The following is a 23,927-nucleotide window of genomic DNA, read 5'->3' on the forward strand; positions in this document are numbered from 1 at the left end:
TGCTTACCGAGGCAGTTGCTTCCCGCTTCGCGGAATGATCTCAGCCACGTCCCGGCAGGGACAGCTTGATGCGTCTGTAAGAACGCTGATGGTGGAATGGTATGGCGGAAACGTCGCAGGCGAGCGACTGAAGTATCAGGCCGCGGCTTGCGTTCCTCCGTGCGGATCAAACAGCTCGCCCGTCCGAAGCATCGCATGCATGATCACCGCCAGCCGCCAGCTTGCGCGCCAACGCTACGGCCGCTCGCTTGAAGCCGAGCCGATCTTTCAGCTCCAACGCCCAGGTTCGCAGGCTGCTGGTATCCGTCGACCGGTTCAGGATAACCGCGGCCGCCTCATATAGCAGTCCGCGCAACTGATTGTCGCCACGGCGCGAGATATGACCATCATTATCGACCTCGCCGGACTGGTAGCGCCTCGGGGTCAGGCCCACCCATGCGCCCACGGCGCGCGAGTTCCTGAAGTTGGCCGGATCCTCCACCGCTGCGGCAAAGGCGGTGGCTGTGACGGTGCCTACACCGGGCACTGACATGAGCAGACGGCAGTGCTGGTCGTTACGCGCCATCGCTGCCAGCTGCTTGCTCAGCTCTGCGATTTGGTATCGGATACCACTCCATGCCTGCAGCATTGGCACAACAATGCGCGCCAGCTTTTCTTCACCCCGCAGAAGGTCGCGAACGTTGCGTTCGAACACGCTTCCGGCGCCCTTGGGCACGACAAGGCCGAACGTCTTCATCAACCCACGGATTTGATTGGATATCTGCAAACGCATCTTAAGAAGTTGGCGCCGTGCGGTGATCAGCGTGCGGATCAGCATGCTGTCGAAACCTTTGACGCGGACCTCTCGGTAGAAGCCGACCTCGGCCAGATGTGCCAGGCCATCGGCATCGTTCGCATCGGTCTTGTTCGCGGCCATGTCGAGCGCGGCTTTGGCATGCCGCGCGTCGATGCAGATCACCGGCAGGCCCTCTGCCGTCAACACATGGTAGAACCACACCGACAGCGGCCCCGTTTCGAACACAACCCGCCGGACATGGGGTGCGCGCTTGCGGATCACCGCCGCAAGCAGTTGCGGATCGGATGCGCACTTGCCCCGCCAAATCCTCTTACCGTTCTGCCGGATCGATATTGCCGTCTCTTTCATGGATACGTCGAGACCGATATAGTGTTCCATGGCTGTCCTCCGTTCGGTGGCTGGGCCCGGTGTCGAATCGAGAGCCCGTTCTTCATCCTATCGGAGGACAGCCAGCCGGCCAGATGTTCGAACATCGCCGCCACATCTCAGGTGGCCACCGCTTCCGCGATTACTTCATGTTCGTGCAATCGGCGCAAAGCGGCCGGCCATTGTCGGCTGGCGGAGTCGCATTTGCATCAACAGCGCCTACCGTGATCGTCCTCTCGAGGAGGTCATGCGCGACAAGCAGTCCGTTTCAACCCAAGCCACTTTCTGCTTGAATACCCTCGATATCCCGGAATGGAGCACAGCCTCATCTCAAACGACCCTTTCGCGCCTTGGCGGCAACGCTTCCTTGCCCGTTGCGACGATCAACTCGCGGAGCTGAAGACCATCGCGCGTGAGGGCGGCCCCCTGCCCGGGGGGCCCGCCGATTCACTGGTCAGGATCGCCCACTCGCTGGCAGGGGCGGCGGGGACGTTCGGCTTTGCGGAGATCAGCGCGCGGGCGTCCGCGCTGGAGACGCTGCTGATCGAGAAGGGGAATGAAGCGGCGGCCGAAGCCGCGCTCGATGCGCTAGTTGCGGAGATCGAGCGGACGCTGCAATGATGCGTCCGGCCATGCCTATTTCTTGGCGCCGGAAAGGCCGGTCCTGGTCATCTCGCCCCAGTTCTGGTCTGCCCGCAAGAATTGCCACCAGCCCCTCACGCGCCAGAAATTGTTGAGCTGGCGATAGCCAAAATTCTCGATCACGGCGACCGCCGTCAGCACGGCCAGGTCCCGGGCGCGCGGGAAGCGCTGGAGCTCGGCCTCTTCGAGGATGAGGGAGCATACGCTGACGCAAACGCCATAGGTGAAGATGAGCGAGGTGAAGGCCAAAAGATATTCGGCCGACAGGATGCCGAGCAGCCAGAAGGCCGGGATCAGGATGTAGCCCAGCACCTCCGCCACGGGCCCCAGCACGTCGGCAATCAAGATGTGGCCGAAGCCGAGGAAGCCGACGCGGCCATAGCGCGGATTGAAGAGCATGGCGCGGTGGCGGAAGAAGCATTCGAGCGCGCCGCGCTGCCAGCGCGTGCGCTGCCTTGCTAGAACGCTCAGCGTTTCCGGCGCTTCCGTCCAGCACACCGGTTCGGGAATGAACTGGATGCGGTATTTGCGCCGGGCGTTCCGCATATGGCGGTGCAGCTTGATGACGAGGTCCAGGTCCTCGCCCATCGAACCTGTGGTGAAGCCGCCCACCGCCACCACTTCTGCGCGGCGGAATACGCCAAAGGCGCCGGAGACCAGCATCAGCGTGTTGATGCGGCTCCAGGCAAGCCGCGCCATGAGGAAGGCGCGCAGATATTCGACCACCTGGAGCAGCGGCAGCAGGCGGCGCGGCAGATGGACCTCGCGCACCCTGCCCGCTTCGATTTTCGAGCCGTTGGCGATTCGGATCGTGCCGCCGACGGCGATGGTGCGCTCGGGGTCGTCGATGAAAGGCTGGGCGGCGCGCATCAGCGCATCGGGCTCGAGGATGGAGTCGCCGTCGATCGCGCAGAAGAGCGGCGCGCGGCAGACATTGATGCCGGCGTTCTGGGCGTCGGCCTTGCCGCCATTCTCCTTGTCGACTACGAACAGCCGCTCGGTCATCGGCGAGGAATAGAGGGCGCGGATCGGCTTGTGCGCGAGCGCCTCCTCATAGGGCCGATGGAACTTCACCAGCCTGAACGCCTCGATCAGGCGCTGCAGCGTCTGGTCCTTCGAGCCGTCATTGATGACGATCACCTCGAAACTAGGGTATTGGAGCGCGAGCATGGAATGGACGCTCTCTACCACGTTCAACGCCTCGTTATAGGCGGGCACCAGCAGCGCGATCGGCGGCGCGACGTCGCCATAACGGTGCCAGAGCAGCGCCGAGCGCGCTACCGGTGGGCGCTTGGAAAGCGCATAGCCTGCGACGACGAGCTGCAGGAGATAGATCGTCGTCTGCGCCAGCCCCGCTCCGATGATGAACCAAGACACGATGGTGGCGGCAAGAACGATCTGGTTGCTCCAGTCGGCGATCATAAGGCCGGCCCCTCGGCAAGAACGAGCGAGGCGGTGCGCTGGCTGCGCGAGACCTCGCTGTCGGCAATCTCGCGCAGCCGCCGCTCTCCCGGCTGGCCGAAGGAGCGCAGCGCATTGGCGGCGGCATAGCGCACGTTCCACGCCTCATCGTCCATCAGTCTGGCCAGTGGCGAGGCGAGTCCAGACAGGCCGAGCCGGCCGGCGGCATCGGCGGCGGCGCTGCGCACGTCCCAGTCGCCGTTTGCCATCGCGGTCGCCAGGATCGCCGGCGCGTCGGCGTGTCCTGTGAGGCCGAGCGCGCGCAGCGCCGCCGCGGCAACCTCGGGCGATGCGTCGCCGGCCAAGCGGGCGAAGAAATCGGCGAAGCGAAAGCCGCCGGCGCGGGCAAGCGCGTCGATCGCGGCCGCCCGAATGAAGGGCACGGCGTCAACACGCGCGGCATGGTCCGCGAGCTGGTCGAGGCGCGCCGGCGGAAAGCGCCTGAAAAGCTCGATCAGGCGCCGCGAGCGCTGCCCCGCCACGCCGATCTTGCGCAGCGCAATGCCGAGCGGCGGCAGGCTGCCGAGATCGCAGAGCGCGATGGCGACGGCGATCCTGACCTCGCGCGAACGGTCGTGGTCGAGCGCCGAAAGCAGGCTTGCCACCGCACCTTCCGAACGCAGCGCTGCCAGCATCTCGGCCGCGTGTATGCGATCGGCCACGTTGCCTTTTTCCAGCTGCCTGCCGACAAGGGCCGGCAGGCCGCATTCGTTGAAGGCGGCAAGGACGTCGTCATGCTCCCCGCCGCGCAGCAGCGAAATGAACTCGAACCCGGCATTGATCGCCACGCCCGCCGGCACCACGAGCACCGCTGCCTTCAGGGCCTCGCGGTGGCGGTTTTCGGTGAAGGCGATCAGCGCCGTCAAAAGCTGGCGCCGCTGGTCGGCCCCAGCCCTGCCCCAGCGCTCCTGCAGCACGCGGCGCGCGATCAGGAACAGCATGATTACCAGGGAAAGAGCGGTGAGCAATATGGACAGGTCCCAGATGTACCACATGGTCAGAATCGCGCGGTCAGTCCGAGCCCGAATATGCTTCGGTCGAATGTCGGGCGTTGCTCATGCGCGATGCTGGCGCGCAGCGTCAGCGGGTCGCTGACGTCCCAGGAAATACCGCCGAAGACGGTGCGCGTCGGCACCAGCGTGCCGTTGGAGATTTCGGGGGCATCGGCACAGCCGCCGAAAACGTTGAAGTGCGGTGTCACCACAAGGTCGGCGCGAAGCACATAGCCGTCCGCGCGCGTGCCGATATCGTCCTGCGCATGCACCCAGCGGGCGGAAAGCCCCAGGCGGCCATCAAGGATATAGGTCTGCACCCAGGGCGAGATGCTGGTGACATTTGTGTTGGCGAAATTGTCGTAGCGGGCGTCGATGTTGAGCAAAAGCGGGCCGAACGCCTTTGCCGGCGCCACGATCTGCCACGAAGCGCCGGCGCCGATCGAATAGCGCGCCAGGAAATCGGCGTCCGGCGTCGTCGCCGCCAGCGCATAGCCGGAGAACGCTGGCGAGAAGGCCTGGTCGATGCGGCCCTCGACCTGGACGTCGGTATGGCCAAAGCGGGTGGCCAGCCGGGCGCGGCCGGAAATCGTCGTGCGCGGCGACAGCCGATAGGCAAGGCCGGCCGAATTGTCGGTCCAGTCGCCGAGCCCATTGGTGAGATCGCTCACCTCGCTGCCGAGGTCGAGCCGCCATTTGCGCGGCGGCGGCACGGCCAGCCTTTGCTCGATATCGGGAGAGCCCGGCTCGATGGCGAGCGCTTCCCTGTAGGCCTGCCGCGCGGCGTCGTCGTCACCCTCGGCGCGGCGCACATCGCCCATCCCGACCAGCGCTTCGGCGTTGCGCGGATCGGCCGCAAGCACGCGCCGGAACGACTGCCCGGCCCGCTTGTAGTCCGCATCGAGCAGAGCAATTCTCGCATCCAGATCGAGCGCCTCGACATTCTCTGGCGCCGAGGCCAGCACGCCGTCGACCAGGGCGCGGGCGCGCGGCGCGTCGCCCTGCCAGATCGCCAGGCGCACCTTGCCCAGCCGCGCGTCGAGAAGGCCGGGCTTGATTGCAAGCGCGCGGTCGAAGAACTGCCCGGCTTCGTCGAAGCGCTGGCTGGAGCCGACGACAAGGCCAAGGGCGACCAGGATGTCGGTGTTCTTCGGCGCCAGCCTCAGCGCCTGGCGATAGACCTTCTCCGCCTCGGGCAGCTTTCCCGCCGCCCGCAGGCGCCTGCCCTGCTCTATCAGGCCGGCGACGGGATCGGGCCGCCGGCTGGCCGGTTTGTTTGCCCGCGCCGGAGTCGCGGGAGCCCGTTTCGCATCGCTGGCGGCGGCCTGCTTCGCCTTGCGGATGTTCTCGACAAGCGCTGCGGCGTCGGCATTGCCTGGATCAGCCTGCGCAACCTTCTCGGCGAGCGGCAGCGCGGCATCCGGATTGCCCGAGCGGAACTCGACCTCGGCTATGCCGAAGCTGGCGTCCCGATAGGTCGGGGCGAGCGAGAGCGCCCTGGAAAAGGCGTCCCGCGCCGCCGGCAGATTGTCGCGGCCGAGCTCGGCGAAACCGAGCTGAACCAGGGCGTCGGCATTGTCGGGCTTGAGCGCCAGCGCGCGCCGGAAAAGATCCGCCGCCTCGCCGAAATGCTGCGCTTGCCTGGCCTTGACGCCGGACGCGTAGAGCTCATCCCCCGTCTGCGCCAGCGCCGCGACCTGAGGCGCGGCGATCGCCAGGATCAGGCATGCGGCAAGGGCAGCGCGCCGGCCGCGCCGCATCAGGGCTTCCCGCTTCTGCGCGCAAGCAGGCGCGCCAGCCGCGCCAGAAGCTCCTCGGGGATGAATGGCTTCACCAGATAGTCGTCGGCTCCCTTTTCAAGGGCCGAAACGATGTCCTTCTCGGCTTTGCGGGCGGTCAGCATGACCACCAGGGTCTCGGACAAAGCCGGGTCGCCCTTGATGCGGGCCAGCACCTCAATGCCGTCGGCCTTCGGCATCATCGCGTCGAGCACAATGATGTCGGGGCGGTCCTGCTCCGCTTTCGCCAGCGCTTCGGCCCCGTCCACGGCCTTGATGACCTCGTATCCCTTCGCCCTCAGCCTGAATTCTATCAGCTCGAGCAACAAGGGATCATCATCGCAGATCAGAACTCTTGCCTTCGTTCTATCCACCAGTCCTGCTCCGGTTCCGTCGCCCCCCGGAGTGATCAACCCATGAACCGACATCCGCCAACGCGGTCCATGCGGGAAATTCCGCGCGGCTTTTCCCGCGCCCGCCAACGCCGCGCGATCATAGATAAAGCTGATTCGCGACGGTTGCATTTCGATACAATCACTAGATGAATATCGGCCCATGGTATAGGAGCCGTAAACGGCAAACGGCACTTGCCGACAGGCTTCTTGCCGTCGCCTTGCCCTGGCGCGCCTAGGCGGGGCCATCGCGCCGCGGGAGCAGCTTCCTTACTTCGCCTGCAAGCGCCAGCGGATCGAAGGGTTTGGCGATGACCCCGACCGCTCCCATGGCGAGATAGCGCTCGATCTGATGCGTTTGCGTGCGCGCCGTGATGAACGCCACGGGTATCGATGCCGTCAGCGGCGAATCGGCCAGGCGCGTCAGCGTTTCCGGTCCGTCCATGTCCGGCATCATCACATCGAGTAGGATGAGGTCGGGCTGCCAATCGACGGCATCGGTCAGCGCCGCAACCCCGGAGGAGCAGGACCGCACCTCGAATTCCGGATCGAGCTCAAGCGATATCTGGGCGATTTCGCGGATATCATCCTCGTCATCCACATAGAGTATCCGTGCCGGCATCATCGTCGCTCCTTGGCAGGGGTTGGCGCGCTGCCGTCGCGAGAAGCGATCAGCATGCTTCTGACCAGCTTCGCGACGTCGATTTCGGAGGCCTTGGTCTTGGTCATGATCGCCTGCACCCGGTCGCCGAGTTTCTGGTCCAGTTCCGCCGCCGAGAACACGATGACCCGGGTCTCCAGCGGCAGATCGGCGAGCAGGTCCAGACCCGATCCGTCGGGAAGCGCTATGTCCAGGATGACCAGGTCAAAGCGACGCTTCGCGACCGCCCGCCGGGCGTCCTGCAGCGTTTTCGCCGAGGCGATCGAGACGCCCGGACCCAGCCCTGCCGACATCACGGCAAGCACGCCCTCATCGTCCTCGACATGCAGAATCTGAGCCTTCGGCTCGACCCTGCGGCCGACGATCTTGGCGAGAGCGGCGTGAAGCCGTTTCGAATCCACCGGCTTCTCCAGCCAGTCGACGATGCCGACGGCGCTGCCGTTGAGCGACCGCTTGGCCTCGTCGGCGACGGCGGAGATGACGATGACCGAAATGTCGGAATTCACCCGTGATGCTCTTATATCGTGGAAGAGCTTGATGCCGGATTCGCCCGCCAGCTTGATGTCGAGCGTCAGCGCCACGTAATCGCGGGACCGCAAAAGCACCTTGGCGGTGGCGATGTCGGGTGCGACGTCGCTGGAAAAGCCTTCCGCGTCGAGAAGGGCCGCGATTACCGCAGCGACGTCGGGCTCGTCCTCGCAGATGAGGACACGCAGACGGCCATCGCGCTTGCGCGCCCGGCGCTCGACCAAGACCGGCTTCTCGGCCTGCCTGTGCGCTTCGGCAAGGTCGATGTGAAACGAGGTTCCCTTACCTTCGTCGGTCTCGAATGAAACGGCGCCGCCCAGCTTCTCCACGATGGTCTTGACGATGCTCAAGCCCAGGCCCGTGCCTCCCTTCTTCCGGGTGCTGGACCCGTCGGCCTGCTCGAACTTGCCGAATATGCGGCTGCGGAACGTGTCCGGGATGCCGGCGCCCTGGTCGATCACAGAGATGCGCAGCATGTCGCGGTCGCGGCGCTGGAGCTTCACCGTCACGGTGCCGCCGGCATCGGAGAACTTGATCGCATTCGACAGCAGATTCGCCATCACTTGGTGCAGGCGGTCCGGGTCGATATTGGCCTCGGCGCGCGGGGCATCGTCGACCAGGACGATGCGGATCCTGCTCTCGGCCATGTAATTGGAACTGGCGGCAATGGCCTGCTCCAGGACCGGGCGGACGGCCACCTGCCTGATCTTGAAGGCGATCACGCCAGATTCGATTTTCTCCATGTCGAGGATGTCGTTGATGAGAAGAACCAGCCTTTCGCTGTTGTTGTGGGCGATGTTGACGAGATTGGTGGCCTTGGGCGACAGTTCGCCCGCGACGCCGGCCGCGATCAGGCCGAGCGAGCCGCGGATGGAGGTCAGCGGTGTGCGTAATTCATGGCTGACCGTCGAGATGAAGTCATTCTTGAGTTGGGCGTTTCGCTTCTGCTCGGTGATGTCGCGGTTGTAGGTGATGACGCCGGCGATCTTGCCGACCTCGTCGCGGAACGGCGTTTTCAGCGTATAGAGCCAGCCCTGCCTGCCGTCCGGGAGGAGAGCGGGTTGTTCGATCCGCAATGTCTGCCCGCCCTCCAGCGCGCCCGTCTCATCCTGCCTGAAGCGCTCGGCCACGTCCTTGGGATAGAAATCGAAATCCGTCTTGCCGATCAGGTCCTCGACCGAGGCGGCGCGCACCAGTTCGGCGGTTGCGGGATTGGCGGCGATGAAGCGGCCGTCGACATCCTTCACGTTGAGGCTATCCGGCAGCTCGCGGACCATGGCGCGATAGATCATGTTGGACATGGCGAGGTCACGCCGCCGCTGCTGGCGATCGAGCAGCACGGCGATGATGAAGGTGCTGAGGAAGCGGAACACCAGCGATGGGAACGTGCTCTGCTGCACAAAGCCGGCGAAGACTTGCCGGGGGATGATCAGAAGGGTGATCAGCCCGGCAAGCGCGACCGACACGCCGAGGCCGAGTATATCGAACATGGTGCGTGACCGGGCCGCGACGATGTGGTGCCATGCCAGACCGGCGACGGCGGTGATCAGGATGCTCACGACTCCGACGCTGGCACCCTGCCCGCCGAGATAGAGCCGATAGGCGATCGAGCCGGCGGTAGCGATCAACATCGCCGGCCACCCGCCGAAGAACGCGGCGGCACCGACGAAAGCAGCGCGCAGATCGACGACGAAGCCGGAGACGGACAGAGCCGTCGCCATGGAAATGATCGCGCCCACGCACATGACGACGCCGAGAAGCAGCGACTGTGCCCGCTGCCGGAGACGCCCCGTGAAGTCCTCCACAAGATCCCAGGCGACGACCAGGATGGAGACGAGGGCAAGATTGGCGAGGAGTGAGTGCCAGATCTCGGTCATTACTTCCGGCTCCTTTTCTCCGATAGATATCGCCAAAACCTGTCCAAGGTCTAAAGAGGGCGCGCCAGTGTCGGACGCAGCCCGACGAGACGATATGGCAGGCGTCTGGTCCGCGCCTCATTCCGTACCCAAGCGACCCTGTTTGGCGCGCGACGTATATGTTGCCACCGAACAAGCACTATGACGACTACATTGCCGCTCGTGATGAGTCGGGTTCATCGAACCAGCGACGTCGGTGAAGGGGTTGGACATCGCTGATCAAGCGTATCAGCGATGTCCAAGTTAAAAGGTGCTAACGCTGACTGAGCGCCACCGCCCTAACGATTGAGTTCCACACTGCCGATTATGCGACTTTCGAAGCACAACTAGAGAACATCCATGGGCTAGGTCTCTAGCTCATCACCTTGAGGTCAGCCTCGCGCCAACTCCTGACGTTGCGCTGCACGCAGGGAAGGTCGCGAGCCGATCCGTTGCCGGCCGTCAATGACATGGGCGTTGGACGCCTGGATGGAGCCTAAGGCGGTCATTTGCACCAACGGAAGCGTGCACAACTATCCGAGCTCATGGATCATCACGCTCGGAATAAGGGCCTTGGCGATCTCGCGTTTTCCGGCCGCGGCGGGAATTCTCGTCCTGGCTCTCGGCCTTGCAGCAGCATGGTGGCAGCGATGGGAGAGGCCTGCACAGCCTGCCGTTCCGACCGTCAGCGAGGCAGCCGACGCTCGGCCCTCGCTAGTAGTCCTGCTCTTCGACAATCTCAGCGACGACAAGGAACAAGAATATCTCGCCAACGGCTTCACTGAGGATCTGACGACCGCACTGGCGCGTGTGCCGGGTCTTTTCGTCTTCTCCCCCACCGCGGCCTCCGCTTACAAGGACAAGGACCCGAAGCCGGAGGAGATAGCGGCGGCATTGGGCGTCCGGTACCTGCTGAAAGGCTCGATTCGCCGCGTCGGCGACGACATGCGCATCAATGCGCAGCTAATCGATGGCGGGACTTCCAGACATCTCTGGGCGGAGCGTTTCGACGGCCGGTGGGCGGACGTATTCGCGCTGCAGGACAGGGTTGTCAGCAGCATCGCGGGTGCGCTCCAGCTCCGCCTGGTGAGCGGCGCGCCGGCTGCCCGGGCGGGAGGCACCAGTAATCCCGAGGCCTATGAGGCCTATCTCAAGGGGATGGACATCTACAACCGTATCAACACGCCCGAGGAGTTTGCGCACGCTGTGAAGTATTTCCAGCAAGCGGTGCAACTCGACACCGATTTCGGCGCGGCGTACGCCCAGCTCGCCTGGGCCTATTGGGACGCGGATGTCGGTCGGGTCGTAGTAATGGGGCTTACGACCGACGTGGCCCAGGGCAAGATCTATGAAACCCTGGAAGCGGCGGCTAGGTATCCTTCGCCGGGCTACTATCAGCTCGTTGCCGAGTTGATGGTCCGCGAGCACGACTCGGACGACGCAGTTACCGTTCTTCTGAAGTCGGTGGCGCTCGATCCCAGCGATACTTGGAATTATCTCTCGCTGGCCAATGCTCTGAATTTCAACGGCAGGCCGAAGGAAGTGCTTAGCTATCTCGATGCGGCTGCGCGCGTCGACCCAAACTCGTGGATGGACTCCAGGCGCTACCAAGCCGGACTGGCCGAGTTCGGCCAGGAGAAGTTTGAGGACGCGGTTCGCTCTATCGAGAAGATGGACCTTATATCGGCCGATCCACGGGCGATTTTTATGCCCTGCAGGTCCTTATTTCGGCTTATGGGCATCTTGGGCGCACAGACCAGGCCGCGGCGGCTTTGGAAACGCTTAGGAAGGTTGTTGCGCGGAGAATGGAATGGGAGCCGAGCCAGTTGATGACCCAGGATTACATGGTGTTCAAGAATACGGCCGATATCGAACGCCTTTTGGCCGGGCTGACCAAGGCAGGTGTGCCAGAGCTGTCGGCATTGGCAAAGGCAGGCATGAATCCGAAGGACCGGCTCACAGGGGCGGAAATAAGGTCTCTAATGTTCGGCCACGAAACGCGCGGAAAATTGGTAATGCCCACGTTCCTGCCGATGCAGCGCACAACCTCGGTCGACGGCGCCGTCAGCGAAACAGTTGGCCAGAGGACCCGCTCAGGAACCTCCTGGGTGCAAGGCAATTTCCTGTGCAATGCCTTGTCGCGAAAACTCCCGATCAAAGCGACGGTTTTGCAACTGACTTTTGCACAGTCGCAGAACTCAACTTTTGCGACAACATTTCCTGATTCCAGATTTCCTTCTGATGTCGAGCCCAGACGCGCTTCACCTGCGCTTCGCTGCAGCCGGTCAGCTTCGCCGTCCTGCTGATACTGTTGCCGCCAGACCGGAAGACAATAATGCGTTCGTGTGTCACCAGGTCAGCTTGGTGTCCGGCATATTTCCCGGCCGCCTTTGCCAATTCGATGCCTTGCCTCTGGCGTTCGCGGCGATCCTCGAAGTCGTCTCGAGCCATTTGCAGGGCGAGCTTCAGCAACATTTCCTGAATGCACTCGAGCACGATCTTGGCAACGCCGTCGGCGCTGGCCGCGATGTCGCTAAGATCCACCACACCAGGTACGGCAAGACGAGCACCCTTATTGCGAATTGTTTCGATCAGCTTTGCAGCTTCAGGCAAAGGCAGCCGACTGATGCGATCTATCTTCTCCGCAACGACAACCTCCCCCGGCTGAAGATCCGCGATGAGACGAAGCAGCTCCGGCCGGTCGGCGCGAGCGCCGGATGCCTTCTCGCGGTAGACGCCGGCGATGTAGTATCCGGCATCCCTCGCCTCAGCTTGCGCCCGTGCGCGGCCGTCAGCTCGAATTGTGGCTTGCAGGGCAAATGCCCGTTCGCAGCTCGAACAGGGGTCTGGACCTCCGGAGGCGCACACCGGATATAGTTCAGGGCCGCATCAAATTTTGGCGCATCGAGCGCTTCGAGATAGCGGATCGCAGTTTCTACCGAAAACGGCTCGGCTACCTTGTCGGGCTCATGGAAATTAGTAGCGAGCGCTGTCCATATTGCCGCATCAAAGCTGTTTGCCTGCGCCCAGGCCCTGATGGCCATAACAGCTTTCGGGTGGCGTTCCATGGCTTTGGCGCTTTGCTGACCCGTGGACGCGTGGGCGAAGCCTACCCGCCCATGCGTTCGCACATCCTTGGGCCGGGACTCTATACAAGAGCCTTCGCGAACCCAAGGGTTCTCGAGCGCGTCGTTGAGATCGTCGAAACTGCTTTGGGCTACATATGTGGGGCCGGACGCGCCAAAGGCTTCGTCGATCACCAGCGTGAGACGCCCATCTCCAGACACACGGCAGAATTCAATAGGCACAGACGGGCCGCTTGGCCCGAAGTTGTCGGCTATCGCCAATTCGCGACGATCCCAGACCAGCGAGCCCCAAGCAAGCACCGCGATCTTCATTCGTCTTCGTCGGTTTCAGCGTCGCCGATCCGATATTTAATATCATAATTCCTTATGAAATCTAGCTCGTCCGACGAAAAGCCATAATAATCCGCTAGCACAGCATCGATTTCATCCACAATGCTTTTCGACTCCTTGAAGTAGAAATACTGCTTTCTCATGACAAAACTGCGGCCTCGGGACGAGTAATTTCTTGTTTGGATTTTACTTCGGCCCACGACGTCTCCCATCAGACGTCGTGCAAGTTCCGAAAGCCTCTCGCCATGCTCTTTGGTGAGAAGCGTTATGTCTGCTGGAAACATCATGTCAGGAGAGTTTACTACCTGACAACTTGACCAAATAACATAATATAGAGAAAACAGGTTGCTGGCTAGAACTGCCAAGGCCGCATCGCGTTGTATCTCACTTGGAAACGAAAGTTCCTTCATCTCGCCAGTCGGTGTCTGTATGCCATCCTCCTCCATTACTGGAGGGTCGATCAGTACCTTGAACCAATATAAGACAGCGCGAAAGTAATATAAGGAATGTGTCCCGCCGGTCGCGGAATATAGGATGTTTCCACCGCCCGCTCTTTCCGCACATTTTTCAAGGATGCCGACGGCACGTGCTTCCGGTAATTTTGGAATGCGAAATTCAGAGACCAGAGAAGTCGCTTCAATATAACTCAAGGTGCTGAAAAGCGAGTCACGATAATCAGCTAGCCATCGATGATACTTCGTCGAAAAACATTCGTCATTAATATGCGGGCGAACAAGCCAGATGGCGAGCAACATATTTGCCCCGTCAAAGAGCTTTGAAGGACGCCACGCAAAATTACTAACCCAACAGATTGACTCCTGACGAAACATGCGTTGCAATGGCTTCATTTTTTCAGCAGATACGCTGCTATTTGGTAGAATAAGACCAATGGCCCCTCGGCTGTTAATCAGCTGACGACACCGTTCGGAGACAAATGCGAAGAGGTTGTTAGTCGAAAGAGTCTCCCCCCAAATTACGCGGTAATACTCCTTTACTTTCGCATACTCTACATAGGGCGGATTTCCGATGATGACATCAAAGCCGCCGCTTTGCATGATCCGAGGAAACTCGACGAACCAATGAAACGGCTGATGTGAATCGAGCCAATTCGTATAGTCCTGAATCTTCGCGCTGCTAACGCCGTAGTCATCCGCGAGGTAGCGGTTGAGGGCCTCCTCAAGTGCCCCGAGCCGTTGTCGAACCTCCGCCTTGTCGTCGGGTGGAACCGATCCATCACCCTCAATCTGGCGCTTGCGAAACTGATCAAACGTCCGCTGCAAGTCGCCTGCCTTAGCCTTGATCTTCTCGAATTCAAGCTTGCGAAGCATGTCTTGACCGGCGAGCGCTTCCGCTCCCGCATACGTCGCATAGCCGACCAGCGTGTTACCTGCGCGTATGTTGAAATCGATATCCGGAAGCGGCTCGATACCGAGGTTCTCGTGTTTCTGGTCGGGATCGACCTGGGCGGCGAGCTTCAGAAACAGGCGAAGCTTACAGATCTCAGCCGCTTCTTCCATGATATCAACGCCGAATAGATTGTTCAGGATGATGCTCTTGAGGACGAAGTAGCGGGTGTTGGGGTGCTTCTCAATCTTTTCGAGTTCGGCCCTGAAGCCCTTGGGGCGGTCCTCGACTCTGCCGCTGGCGCGTTCGTGGTCCCGGACAAAGACCTCCATGCGCGACAAGCAGGTCTCGTAGAGCGGCTCCAGAATTTTGAGCGCGGCGAACAGGAACGCTCCGGATCCGCAGGTCGGGTCAAGCACCGTGACGCGTGTGATCGCTTTCCAGAATGCTCGAATCAGCTCCGAGCCTTCGCTTTGCACGATCGTATCTTGGGCAAACTGCAATATGTCGAGATTGAGCGTGATGAGATCGTTGATCTCGCCGATTTCGCCGGCTGTGAGCTTCGCGTGGACTTCGCCGTAGCGAGCGCGCCGCGCCACAACCTCCCGCCAAGTTTCGGTCGGCAGCGCGAATTCGGCCGATGCCCTCTGATTCCAGAGCGTGCGCGCCGAAACGTCTTTGATCCCCGCAGCGATCTCCGGAGGAAGCGGGTGCGGCTCTTCAAGAGCTGCGCTGGCGTGCACGTCCCAAGTCAAGCCGTGCTTGACCGCCGGATAAATATAGCGGTCAGGATCGTCGCGCAGGTGATCCCAGACGGTCGGCCCGCCCGGGTTCTCGAAGGCGACTTTACATTCGGATTTCGCGGCGTCGAACAAGAAGGGGATTACTGTGTTCTTCGAAATGTATTCGGTGATGTCTTCCTTCGTATAGTAGGCGCCCATTTGCTTCTGGTTGATATATTTTTCGAAGATGTAGCCGAGAACGTCTGGATTGATTTCGTCGTCGTCGCGCAACGGGCGCTCGTCGAGATGCCACTGATACCGGTCGAAATAGTCGAAGATGCGCTTGAAGGCTTCGTCTGGAATCTTGATGTCGGGGCATCGCTCCTCGATGGCGTGCTTCTCGAACAACCCTCCGTTGAGATAGGGGATGCGGCCGAGCAACCTGTCGAGTTCCTGGGACCGGGCCTTGCCACCGAGACCGTCATGGAAAAGTCTCAGGAGGAAGGTGCGGTAGAAGGAATGGAACTTGTCCTTGCCCAACTCCGCCTTGCAGGCCGCCAGCCGGTCGGCGAGATAATCTGTATTATTGTCGAGAAAGCCCTTGCGCTGCATGAAGTAGATAAACATCAGGCGGTTCAGCATCAGAGAGGCGTACCATTCCTTGTCTGCCACCTCGGTGATACCACTGACGAAGCCGAGGAACGCTTTGTGCTCGGCCTTGAACTGGTCGTAGAATTTCTTCGTGACCTTCTCGACATCGAAGGCGGAGCGCACTTTGCCAAGAACGCCGGGCAATGTCAGCGCGTCTTCTTCCTCGAAAGCGACAAACAGCCGCTGCAGTTTCTGCAAAAGGGGGCGGTTTCCGGACGCGGTTCGCCAAACATGCTCGGTCACGGTGACCGGCTTGCCCGTCTCGCGACGCGACCAGCACCACATCTGTTCGTCGCGCAGGGCATCGGTAAAAACGATCAGGTGCTCCAGCGTCGTCTTGGCGACTTGAGTTTCGACCTTTTTTCGGATCGCGCGATCAGGGATTTGCTGCCCAACGGGTGCCTGGCAAACCCAGGCAACCATCCCGCGCTTTTCGGCGACTGCAAGCAGCGTAAATGTCGTGCCCGCCACTAGAACAGAAAGGGGGGCGCTGTGCCGATCCCATCCCAATTCCTCGATAAAGAGCTTGGTGAACTCGAATTGTTCCAGCAGTATCCTGGCATTCCCTGCGTTGAAGCCCATCCCGTTCTAGTCCCCTTTGCCCTTCATCGCGCCGTTAGACGCGCAAGCCCCAACGAGCAGATTATCTGCGGTTCGCCGGATTGTTGTTCTTCATCCTGGATCAGGCAGAGCCGATCCTCCTCTCGCAGCGCCAAGACCAGCTCGGCCAGCTTTTCGTCGCTGATCCCGGTCTTCATCTGGCGGTTCAGAGTGTCTGTCGCCGATTGTCGGAGCGGAAAACGGTAGATCTCTTCGATAGCTTTCCCGAGCTCGGGCAGATCGAACAATGTCCCGTTCACCTTGTCGGCATGGCGCTTCAAACGCTCGTAGGTTCGGAATCGCGCGCCGGAAGGGCGTCCGAGTTGCCCACCGACCTGTTTCTCTTCGGCGGCGATGTGCTCGACGCCTTTTGCGACCCTTGCGTGGTGCTCTTCCTGTCGCGGCAGCGCGGGCGTATTCGGCTCGCACGCCGCGACTTTCAGGATTTCGAACTGAGATTGCGTGACGCTTGTGCCGTCCTTGTCGACCCAGGCCAGGGCGTCGTTGCCCTGGGCGGTGCGCAAATACACGAGCGCACCTTCGGGGCGCCCATCCTGAGGCGTGTATGCCTTCGTTGAATATACAACCGATGGAAGCTCCGGGATGGCCTTCTGCAGCGCCGGGTTAGCATCAATCGCGTTTTTCCATATCTGGTAGGCATACGATGCGAGATCGACCTCGGTATCGGCCTCGCCGTCGAGAATCCCCGCGTTTTCGCTATAGAGATCGACAAGCTCCTGACGTTCGCCTTCGTCCTCGAAGAACGCCTCGTCGGTTCCCACGACTTCCGCGTTTTCCTTCAGGCGCTGCCGGACGCGCGAGCGCAACTGGATCAGGCGCTCCACACCGTCGGCGGGTAGGAACGAATAGCAGAGGATTTTATCGGCCTTCTGCCCGATACGATCCACACGGCCGGCACGTTGGATAAGCCGAATGATCGCCCAAGGCAGATCGTAGTTCACCAAGATCGCGCCGTCCTGAAGGTTCTGGCCTTCGCTGAGCACGTCGGTAGCGATGAGGACGCGCAGTTCCTCTTCGGGTTTGACCTTGTCGCGCTTATTGTTGCTGCTCGGACTGAACCGCCAGGCAACGCTAGTCGGGTCTGACGTTTCCCCGGAGACAGCCGCCATTGCCTTGAGACCCGCCCCCTTCAAGCGCCGCTCAAGGTAGCGAACCGTGTCGGCAAACTGGGAGAAGACCAGGACCTTCTCTTTTGGATGCTTCTTGGTCAGCAACTCGACCAGCGCGGCGAGCTTGGTATCTTTCGCATGGTCCCAGTCGCCGCATTCGTCGAGAATCTTCAGAAGTCGATCGCTATCGGTCGTCAGATCCCTCTTCAACTGCGCGACGAACAGATCGGGTCGGAGCCACTTGAACCGCCGCTTAAACTGGCCGGCATACAAACGATAAGTTTCCGCCGCCCTTGCCCGAAAGGCCGCATCGTCGCGCAGATCAAGCGTCTCGGAATCCTGCGTATCCTCGTCCTCGCCTTCCGTAAAGAGTTCGGCGTCGGCGCTCTGATCGTCGACATCCTCGTCATAGTTCGCGGTGTCCAAAAGCCCGGCGTCCTGGGTGCCAAGTGGCAGCGGAAGATCGTTCTCGATAGCGTGCAGGAAGATGTAGTTTCGGAGGACGTGGCGCTCTAGCGATTGCTGAAACGCCTCGCCGCTGCTTTCCAGCCGCTTGAAGAGGTTGGTACGGCAAAACCCCATGAGGCGCTTGCCAGCCCGGGAAAGGTCATCGAGCTGCTTCGCTTCATTCGGCGTAGGCGGCTTGTGTGGTTTGGGCGCGACATAGTTCCCGAGGCCGTAGCGCGGCAAATGCATAAGGTTGATCGCATCCACGACTGGCGAGGCGTATAGGCTCGCATATTGATCGCCAGCGTCCTTGTCGTTGATCTGGAACCGAAGCGTTCGCGGCACGCGTTCGGGGAAATAGGAGCGTGACCCGTCTTCGAGCGTCAGGAATTTCCGTCCGTTGGCCGGGTCGGTCTGAGCGTAGTTATCCTGTATGAACGTGCGCGTGCGACGAACCATGTAGAGGCGCATCAGTTCGCGCCAGTCATCTGTGTATGTGCTTTTCTCGAAGGCCGCGAGTGACCGGACCGGACTTTGGTGGCGCCTGATGAACTCGGTTTCACCTATATCTTGAAGTAATCGCTCGGGGCGGATGCCAATATCGCGGTCCTCAGGAACGAAAAGCCGCAACTGGTTGGAAAGGTCGCCATACGTCTTATTGTAGGGCGTCGCCGAGAGCAGGATGCAGCGGCTTTCATTCTCCGTGAGATATTCCTGGATCGCGCGATATCTGCGGCCCTCGCGGTTCCTGAGGTTGTGGCTTTCGTCGATCAGCACGACACGATAGCGCCGAAGCTCGGGCAGCTCGCGCGTAACCCGGGTGATCGAGAGGACCTTTGCGATCAGCCGATACTCGGAAACGTAGTCCCCCCACATTTTGACGAGGTTCTTCGGGCAGATAATCAGCGTTTCTGTAAAGTGATCGTCCTGGAAGATTTTCGCCAGCGCCGTCGCCATCAGCGTCTTGCCGAGGCCAACGACATCGCCGATCAGAACGCCACCTCGCTTGTTCAAGTGATGAGCCGCGATTTTGACCGCAGCTTCCTGATAGGCGAAGAGCCGCTTGCCGAACTCAGAGGGAATTCGAAACTCGTTCAGGCCAGCACGTGCTTCCTGGGCAAGATGGTAGGCCATCTTCACATAGATCATATAGGGGTCGAGTGTCTCTTCCCGCGCCCAACTCTCCTCAATGACCTGGATCAGTTCTTCGGTGAAATCGATGCACCAGCGATCCGACCAACGGTCGTCGAACCATTTCGCGAGCTTTGTCGTGGCATCGTGATCGAGCACGTCGACGTTCAGTTCGCCCTGTTTGGAAAGGCCCGAGAGGGTCAGATTACTGCTTCCCAAGAAGCCGGTAATCGGATTGTTCGCATCTGGCCTGAACAGCAGGTAGAGCTTTGCATGGAGCGGGTGTTTCAGAAAAAGACGAACCGACACCTGCTTCGCCTTGAGTTGGGCAGCAAGGCGACGCAACCCCGCCTCATCGGCGTTACTCGGCATGCCGAGGGTCAGTTGAACGCGGAATTCTTCTGCCAACTTCCTTTTCAGGCGAAGCGCAGTTTGGTTATCGAGCGCCTGTTCTTCTTTTCCAGTGCCGAGTCCGATCCGCAATTCCTCTTGTGGGAGACGTTGCATCCCAACGAGCAGCCGACACTGATCGCCTTCGCCGCCGGGCCAAGCTGAAATCAGATCGTCAATCGACTTCCAGCCACGTAGATTGAAATAGCCTACGCAAAAATCACCTCGTGCCGAGACTTCGAGCGTTTGACGCAAGGCGGGAAGCAAGCCGGTTTCAATGTTGTCAAATATTCGCGGCAATCGCTCCCCCTAGATGTGCGCCTGCCGCTGCTGCGGTCATGCGATCTTCTCGCCCCAAGCCGTAGTGCCACAAATACCCTGGAATTTGAATTCCAATAAAGGCTAGGAGTTTAAGGGAGGTACCACAAGCATGGAGACTGATGCCGGACTGGACGGTTTCCTGTCGGAAAGCCACGCCTACGATGTGAATCAGCGCCGAAGGCTGACCCCTTCTCAAAAAGGAATAAGTACCTGACTTTGCGTGCAAATTCGCGACGCGTGGGAGGTCAGGTCATCGTCGGCACCGATCCTGACCCAATCTCCTTTTCATGCTAGCAAATCAAGGCGTTACCGAATCTTTGCACGGGGTCAACCTTCGGCGCCGATTCACACTCAGCTAATCAACGTCGGCCGCAATCGCGGCGGTCATTCTGAACTGATATTGTTGAAAAAGTCCGCGTCGCGGTCGCCCGTGGCACTTTCGTAGCATGGCGTTCCGCAGAGACCCCAAAATTGAATCCTGATTCCATGCAATGCGCCGGGGTGGAACTGGATTCTAATATCGGTGGCGATTTGTGGTGCGCCGGACTTTTTCAACAGTATCAACTGAAAGGAGCCGTCGCCGGCTTACGCCAGGACGGCTCCCCCGCGGTGTATGACAAGAAGGGCTAGCGACTTGCCATCACCAACTCAGAGCTATCGTGCGGGGGCGCACTGTGCTGAATTTGTTCCGCGCTGTAAACGGCTGATACCGCCAATTTGGTTCACTGATAATGACGATCCGGCTGCGAAGCAGCCTGCACGGGCGATCGTTACGCGAATGGGCGGAGACCGGTTGAAAACCGGGCTCCGTGCCGCTAGCCATAGAGCGCGGCCGGGAGGCGCAGTTATCGTCAAAACCGAAGGCGGTTTGAGAGCCATGGCCCTGACGGTTTTCACTGGATCGGACGAGTTGGACGGCATGACTACGATCCTAGCGTTGGCAGTTACACGTTGATGCCCGAATTGGAGCCGCGAGCATTCTGCGCGCTGTTGAGGAGTGGGTGCGGGGATAGCTAACCCGGCCGGTCGACCGACGATCGGCGATAGCGGTACAGATAATGTTCGGCGCAAGCTGGTAGACGGCCCTCATGCCGCGCTTGAAGATCGAATAAAAAGCCCTCGAGCGTCTGGCGTTGATGCCACCAGCCTTTCCGTACTCGCCCGCGCCATGCTCGACCGAACGGTATGAGTACTAGCGCTATACTGCAACCCCAATACCGCGAAGCTCGATGGCGGCTTTTGCGCTGCTTATGGCGAAATTCGATCTTCCGGTCGCGCCGCTAAAATGCAGGCCAAAGGCTGGCGATGCCGGGTTCTCCCATGCAAGGAGCGCCGATCCCGATGCGCCGCCGAACGTCGTGGCCTCGTGGCCAAAGACGACATCCAACGTGTCCCGCTCGATGTCGTTGATCTGGCCGATACGGCCCGGCGCAAGCCGTTTCACGCCGAACAGGTCGCCAAACAGGGTGCGGATAACGAAATTCCAGTCTATCTCGCCCTTTGGCCCCTGATTCTGCTCAGGCGGGCCAGGAAATCCGACCGTGCAGAAGGTCCTTGCCGCGACCTGATTGAACACCATCGCCGTGCCGTCGAACGCAATGGCTTGCGGCATCTCGGCGTCGTCGATCTGTTCGATCCGCAGCGTAACAGCGTCCATATGGCCGAAGCCGCGCCCAGCGCGCGGCGGCAGCCTCGCTTCGACAACCCGGAACCGCCTTGTGGCAAAGCTCGTCGCCTCGCCTAGGAAGTCGATTTCCATCCAGCCATGGATGCGGACGATGCCGTCCGCCTCGTCCATCAAGATCCCGAATTTTTTGCGGGCATCGTCAAGCACGTGAAAATTGGTGAGCACGATGCCCATCGCGGCGTCCACCAAACAGCCGGTGCCGATGAAATTGCCAGCGTGCCCATAACGCGGCTGGATGCGGCCGACCGCATCGCAGATCGGCTTCAGCAGCGGCATGGCTTTCGCCACCTTGTCTTGCCAGGTCCCCATGAAGGGGTGGTTCGCCGGCGGCAGGCTGTTCTCTATCAGGAAACTGGGTCGCGACCCGTCGGCGATGATAATCGCCTCCAGCGCGGCCGAAGCGGAACCGTTGAGCTGAGTTTCGGCGGCGGGATCTTCACCGACCAGGGTCTTGAGCGCGTTGCCCCCGTGGTCGCTCAGAAGCTGGAGCGCAGTGACGAAGGCCTGCTTATCGCGAACCTCGTTGGCAGGCATTTTCTGGGCAAGGCTAAGAACACGGTCAAGCGTCGCATCGGCGCCGTGCCGTGTCAGCGGTTGGCTGGCAACCGCCTCTTCGGTCAATGTCGATTCCAGAAAGCTGCCCTCTTCGATCGCGGCGCGCACGGCAATGATGCGCCTTTGCTGCTTTAGCCGCTCGGAGACCAGAGCTTCGGGGCGGGGACGCCGCAGTGCCGGGGCGGCGAGCGGGTCGCCGAGTTCCTGGGCCTCAGGGCGACGCTCGTCGGCTGGACGTTCGGTCGCTCGAGGGCGCTTTTCAGTGGGAACCAGCGTTTCCAGGACGGCTGTCGCCTCGTTGGCCGTGGCGGGCTGAGCGGAGGACTGGCGGCGCAGCAAGGCAAGGCTGATCTCGGTGCCATGCTTTTGCCAATCGAGCTCCGCATCAACGACAACGGATCCAAGCTTTTCGTAGGCGAGGCTGCGAACGGAGCGGCCGGGTGAGTCGCTGACGACGCTTTCGGTCGGCCCTTCCGTGCCACGGCCAAGATCAAGGTCGGCCTTCAGCAGTGCCACGGCGTCAACGACGCCGGCACCGAGGTTGAAGCCGTCCCAGCCGGCCGGCACGTGGGCGGTCGCCTTGAGCAGACGGCGGAACATGTCCTGCGCACTCTCGCCGCGCTGCCGGGCCGCGGCGATTACGTTGGCGCGGCCGTGAAAGGCGAGCCAGCAGGCCGCGACCCCCGCCGTCAGGGCGACGGCGTAACTCGTGCCTTCGCCCTGGGCGACATCGTAAGTCGTGGCTTGGCCGGGGGCGGCAGGCTTGTGCGCGAAGGCCCGGTAGACGTTTTGCGCCGGCGCCGATATGTCGACCGCCGATCCCCTGCAACTGCCCTGCCATATCTGGTTCTTGGAATTGACGCCGGCCACGGCGATGCATTTGTCGTAGCGGGCCGGCCATACCACCACATTCACGCAATTCCCGGCGGCAGCGAGCACGAGGACGCCGGCATCCACGGCACGCGACAGCGCCCGCCACAGCGTGAAGGAGGCGATGCCGCCGAGCGACATGGTGATGATCTGCGCGCCGTTGTTGACGGCGTAGTCGATTGCCTCGGCGACCTTGATCTGCGAGAGGCGCACAACGCTGTCGATGGCGCGGATCGGCATCAGCTTGGCAAGCGGAGCGGCCCCCGAAATATCCAGTGACTCGGGACTGAGCAGCACGCTGGACGTCGCCGTGCCGTGGCTGGGATTGCCGGCCTCTGTGAGCGGGTCGGTGGCGTCGTTTGGCGAAGCGCCGATCAGATTGCGCTGCGCAACGATCATGACGCCGGCGAGCTCGGGATGCCTGGTTATGCCGGTGTCGGGTTGGGCAATCACGATGCCTTCGCCACGGCTGGGACGGCCGCGACTTTCGGCGAAAGCCCAGGCTTCCGGCACATGCATGGCGGCGATCGCCCAGTGATTAGCAAGCCCCGGCTCTTCTCCCACCCAGCAGCCCAGCCAGTCGCTGACACCCTCTTCGGTAATCTGGCCAACATCCGGCTGGACAGGCATTGCGGTAAAGAAAATCTCAGGCTCGGCCGCGTCCAGCGCATAGCTGCTGACCAAGGCGTCGGCAGCCCGAAACGCGGCCGTCTCGTCGGCGATCCGAAAGCCTTTGAGGACGAGCAGAAGTTCGTCGGGAGAGCGCTGCTCGACCTGAGCGGCGAAGGGCGCCAGGTCGGTCCTGAGGCTGGCGGCGACTGCCTCGGCATGAAGGCTGTCCATCGCGACCAGGGCAAAGCGGGCCTCGCCCCCCGGATCCGACCTCACAGCTTCAAGGATTGCATTTCGAACCGCATCGACGTCAGCCATTTTCCCCTCCGCGCCTCATCCGAGGCTCCCGTCCCCCAAGCTTCGCCTGTGCGCAGCACAGACCCAGCAGCCAAACCGGCTGTCGGGCACGCCAAGCCGAAGGCAAAGTTTTGAAATATATTTCTCCCCGCCTTGTGCTTGGGCAATTTTCCTTTTCGCTAAACTTGCCGCTCGAAAGATTGATGATAGTATACCTGCCGACGCGATCCTGGCAATAGTGGG

General features: G+C 61.2%; 13 protein-coding genes and 1 pseudogene. 2 read left to right on the forward strand and 12 right to left on the reverse strand.

Translation table 11 applies throughout. The features are described from left to right. Positions 1–135: 135 nt before the first annotated feature. Positions 136–1,174, reverse strand: a pseudogene (locus NKI47_RS18075) (IS110 family RNA-guided transposase). Between the two features lie 300 nt (positions 1,175–1,474). Between NKI47_RS18075 and NKI47_RS18080 the strand changes: the two are divergent. Then, entirely contained in the window at positions 1,475–1,783 is a 309-nt protein-coding gene (locus tag NKI47_RS18080) for an Hpt domain-containing protein (protein WP_352592139.1), read from the forward strand. Between the two features lie 15 nt (positions 1,784–1,798). On the opposite strand, the gene NKI47_RS18085 is transcribed toward NKI47_RS18080, so the two are convergent. The 6 genes from NKI47_RS18085 to NKI47_RS18110 are packed head-to-tail and all read right to left on the reverse strand — an operon-like array spanning position 1,799 to position 9,493. After that, entirely contained in the window at positions 1,799–3,226 is a 1,428-nt protein-coding gene (locus NKI47_RS18085; protein ID WP_352592142.1) for a glycosyltransferase family 2 protein, read from the reverse strand. Next, a complete protein-coding gene (locus NKI47_RS18090; protein ID WP_352592145.1) occupies positions 3,223–4,260 on the reverse strand; it encodes a HEAT repeat domain-containing protein in 1,038 nt (345 codons plus the stop codon). The genes NKI47_RS18085 and NKI47_RS18090 overlap by 4 nt, the downstream gene beginning before the upstream one ends. 2 nt (positions 4,261–4,262) lie before the next feature. Further along, positions 4,263–6,017 (reverse strand): YaiO family outer membrane beta-barrel protein, encoded by a 1,755-nt coding sequence (locus NKI47_RS18095; RefSeq protein WP_352592148.1) that lies wholly within the window; start codon positions 6,015–6,017, stop codon positions 4,263–4,265. Continuing rightward, complete coding sequence (locus NKI47_RS18100) at positions 6,017–6,622, reverse strand: response regulator transcription factor (RefSeq protein ID WP_352592151.1); 606 nt, start codon at positions 6,620–6,622, stop codon at positions 6,017–6,019. The genes NKI47_RS18095 and NKI47_RS18100 overlap by 1 nt, the downstream gene beginning before the upstream one ends. A gap of 40 nt (positions 6,623–6,662) precedes the next feature. Further along, positions 6,663–7,049 carry a response regulator gene (locus NKI47_RS18105; RefSeq protein WP_352592154.1) on the reverse strand — a complete coding sequence of 129 codons (387 nt, stop codon included), beginning with the start codon at positions 7,047–7,049 and terminating at the stop codon, positions 6,663–6,665. Next, entirely contained in the window at positions 7,049–9,493 is a 2,445-nt protein-coding gene (locus NKI47_RS18110; protein WP_352592157.1) for a hybrid sensor histidine kinase/response regulator, read from the reverse strand. Before NKI47_RS18110 ends, NKI47_RS18105 begins: the two co-directional genes overlap by 1 nt. Positions 9,494–9,988: 495 nt before the next feature. Between NKI47_RS18110 and NKI47_RS18115 the strand changes: the two genes are divergently transcribed. After that, positions 9,989–11,341 (forward strand): hypothetical protein, encoded by a 1,353-nt coding sequence (locus NKI47_RS18115; protein ID WP_352592160.1) that lies wholly within the window; start codon positions 9,989–9,991, stop codon positions 11,339–11,341. A 324-nt stretch (positions 11,342–11,665) separates the two neighbouring features. On the opposite strand, the gene NKI47_RS18120 is transcribed toward NKI47_RS18115, so the two are convergent. The 5 genes from NKI47_RS18120 to NKI47_RS18135 form a co-directional block, all read right to left on the reverse strand. Continuing rightward, positions 11,666–12,256 (reverse strand): recombinase family protein, encoded by a 591-nt coding sequence (locus NKI47_RS18120; RefSeq protein WP_502898051.1) that lies wholly within the window; start codon positions 12,254–12,256, stop codon positions 11,666–11,668. Next, the gene (locus NKI47_RS35140) at positions 12,145–12,909 is read right to left on the reverse strand and encodes a hypothetical protein (RefSeq protein ID WP_502898052.1); all 765 of its coding nucleotides are present in this window, start codon (positions 12,907–12,909) and stop codon (positions 12,145–12,147) included. The genes NKI47_RS18120 and NKI47_RS35140 overlap by 112 nt, the downstream gene beginning before the upstream one ends. Next, a complete protein-coding gene (locus NKI47_RS18125) occupies positions 12,906–16,226 on the reverse strand; it encodes an Eco57I restriction-modification methylase domain-containing protein (protein WP_352592163.1) in 3,321 nt (1,106 codons plus the stop codon). The genes NKI47_RS35140 and NKI47_RS18125 overlap by 4 nt, the downstream gene beginning before the upstream one ends. 23 nt (positions 16,227–16,249) lie before the next feature. Then, entirely contained in the window at positions 16,250–19,642 is a 3,393-nt protein-coding gene (locus NKI47_RS18130) for a helicase-related protein (RefSeq protein WP_352592166.1), read from the reverse strand. 1,219 nt (positions 19,643–20,861) lie between these two features. Further along, positions 20,862–23,705, reverse strand: a complete 2,844-nt coding sequence (locus NKI47_RS18135) for a S8 family serine peptidase (RefSeq protein WP_352592169.1) — start codon at positions 23,703–23,705, stop codon at positions 20,862–20,864. Positions 23,706–23,927 lie beyond the last annotated feature (222 nt).

Origin of the sequence: Mesorhizobium sp. M0633, assembly GCF_040320645.1 — a bacterium.
GTDB lineage: Bacteria > Pseudomonadota > Alphaproteobacteria > Rhizobiales > Rhizobiaceae > Mesorhizobium.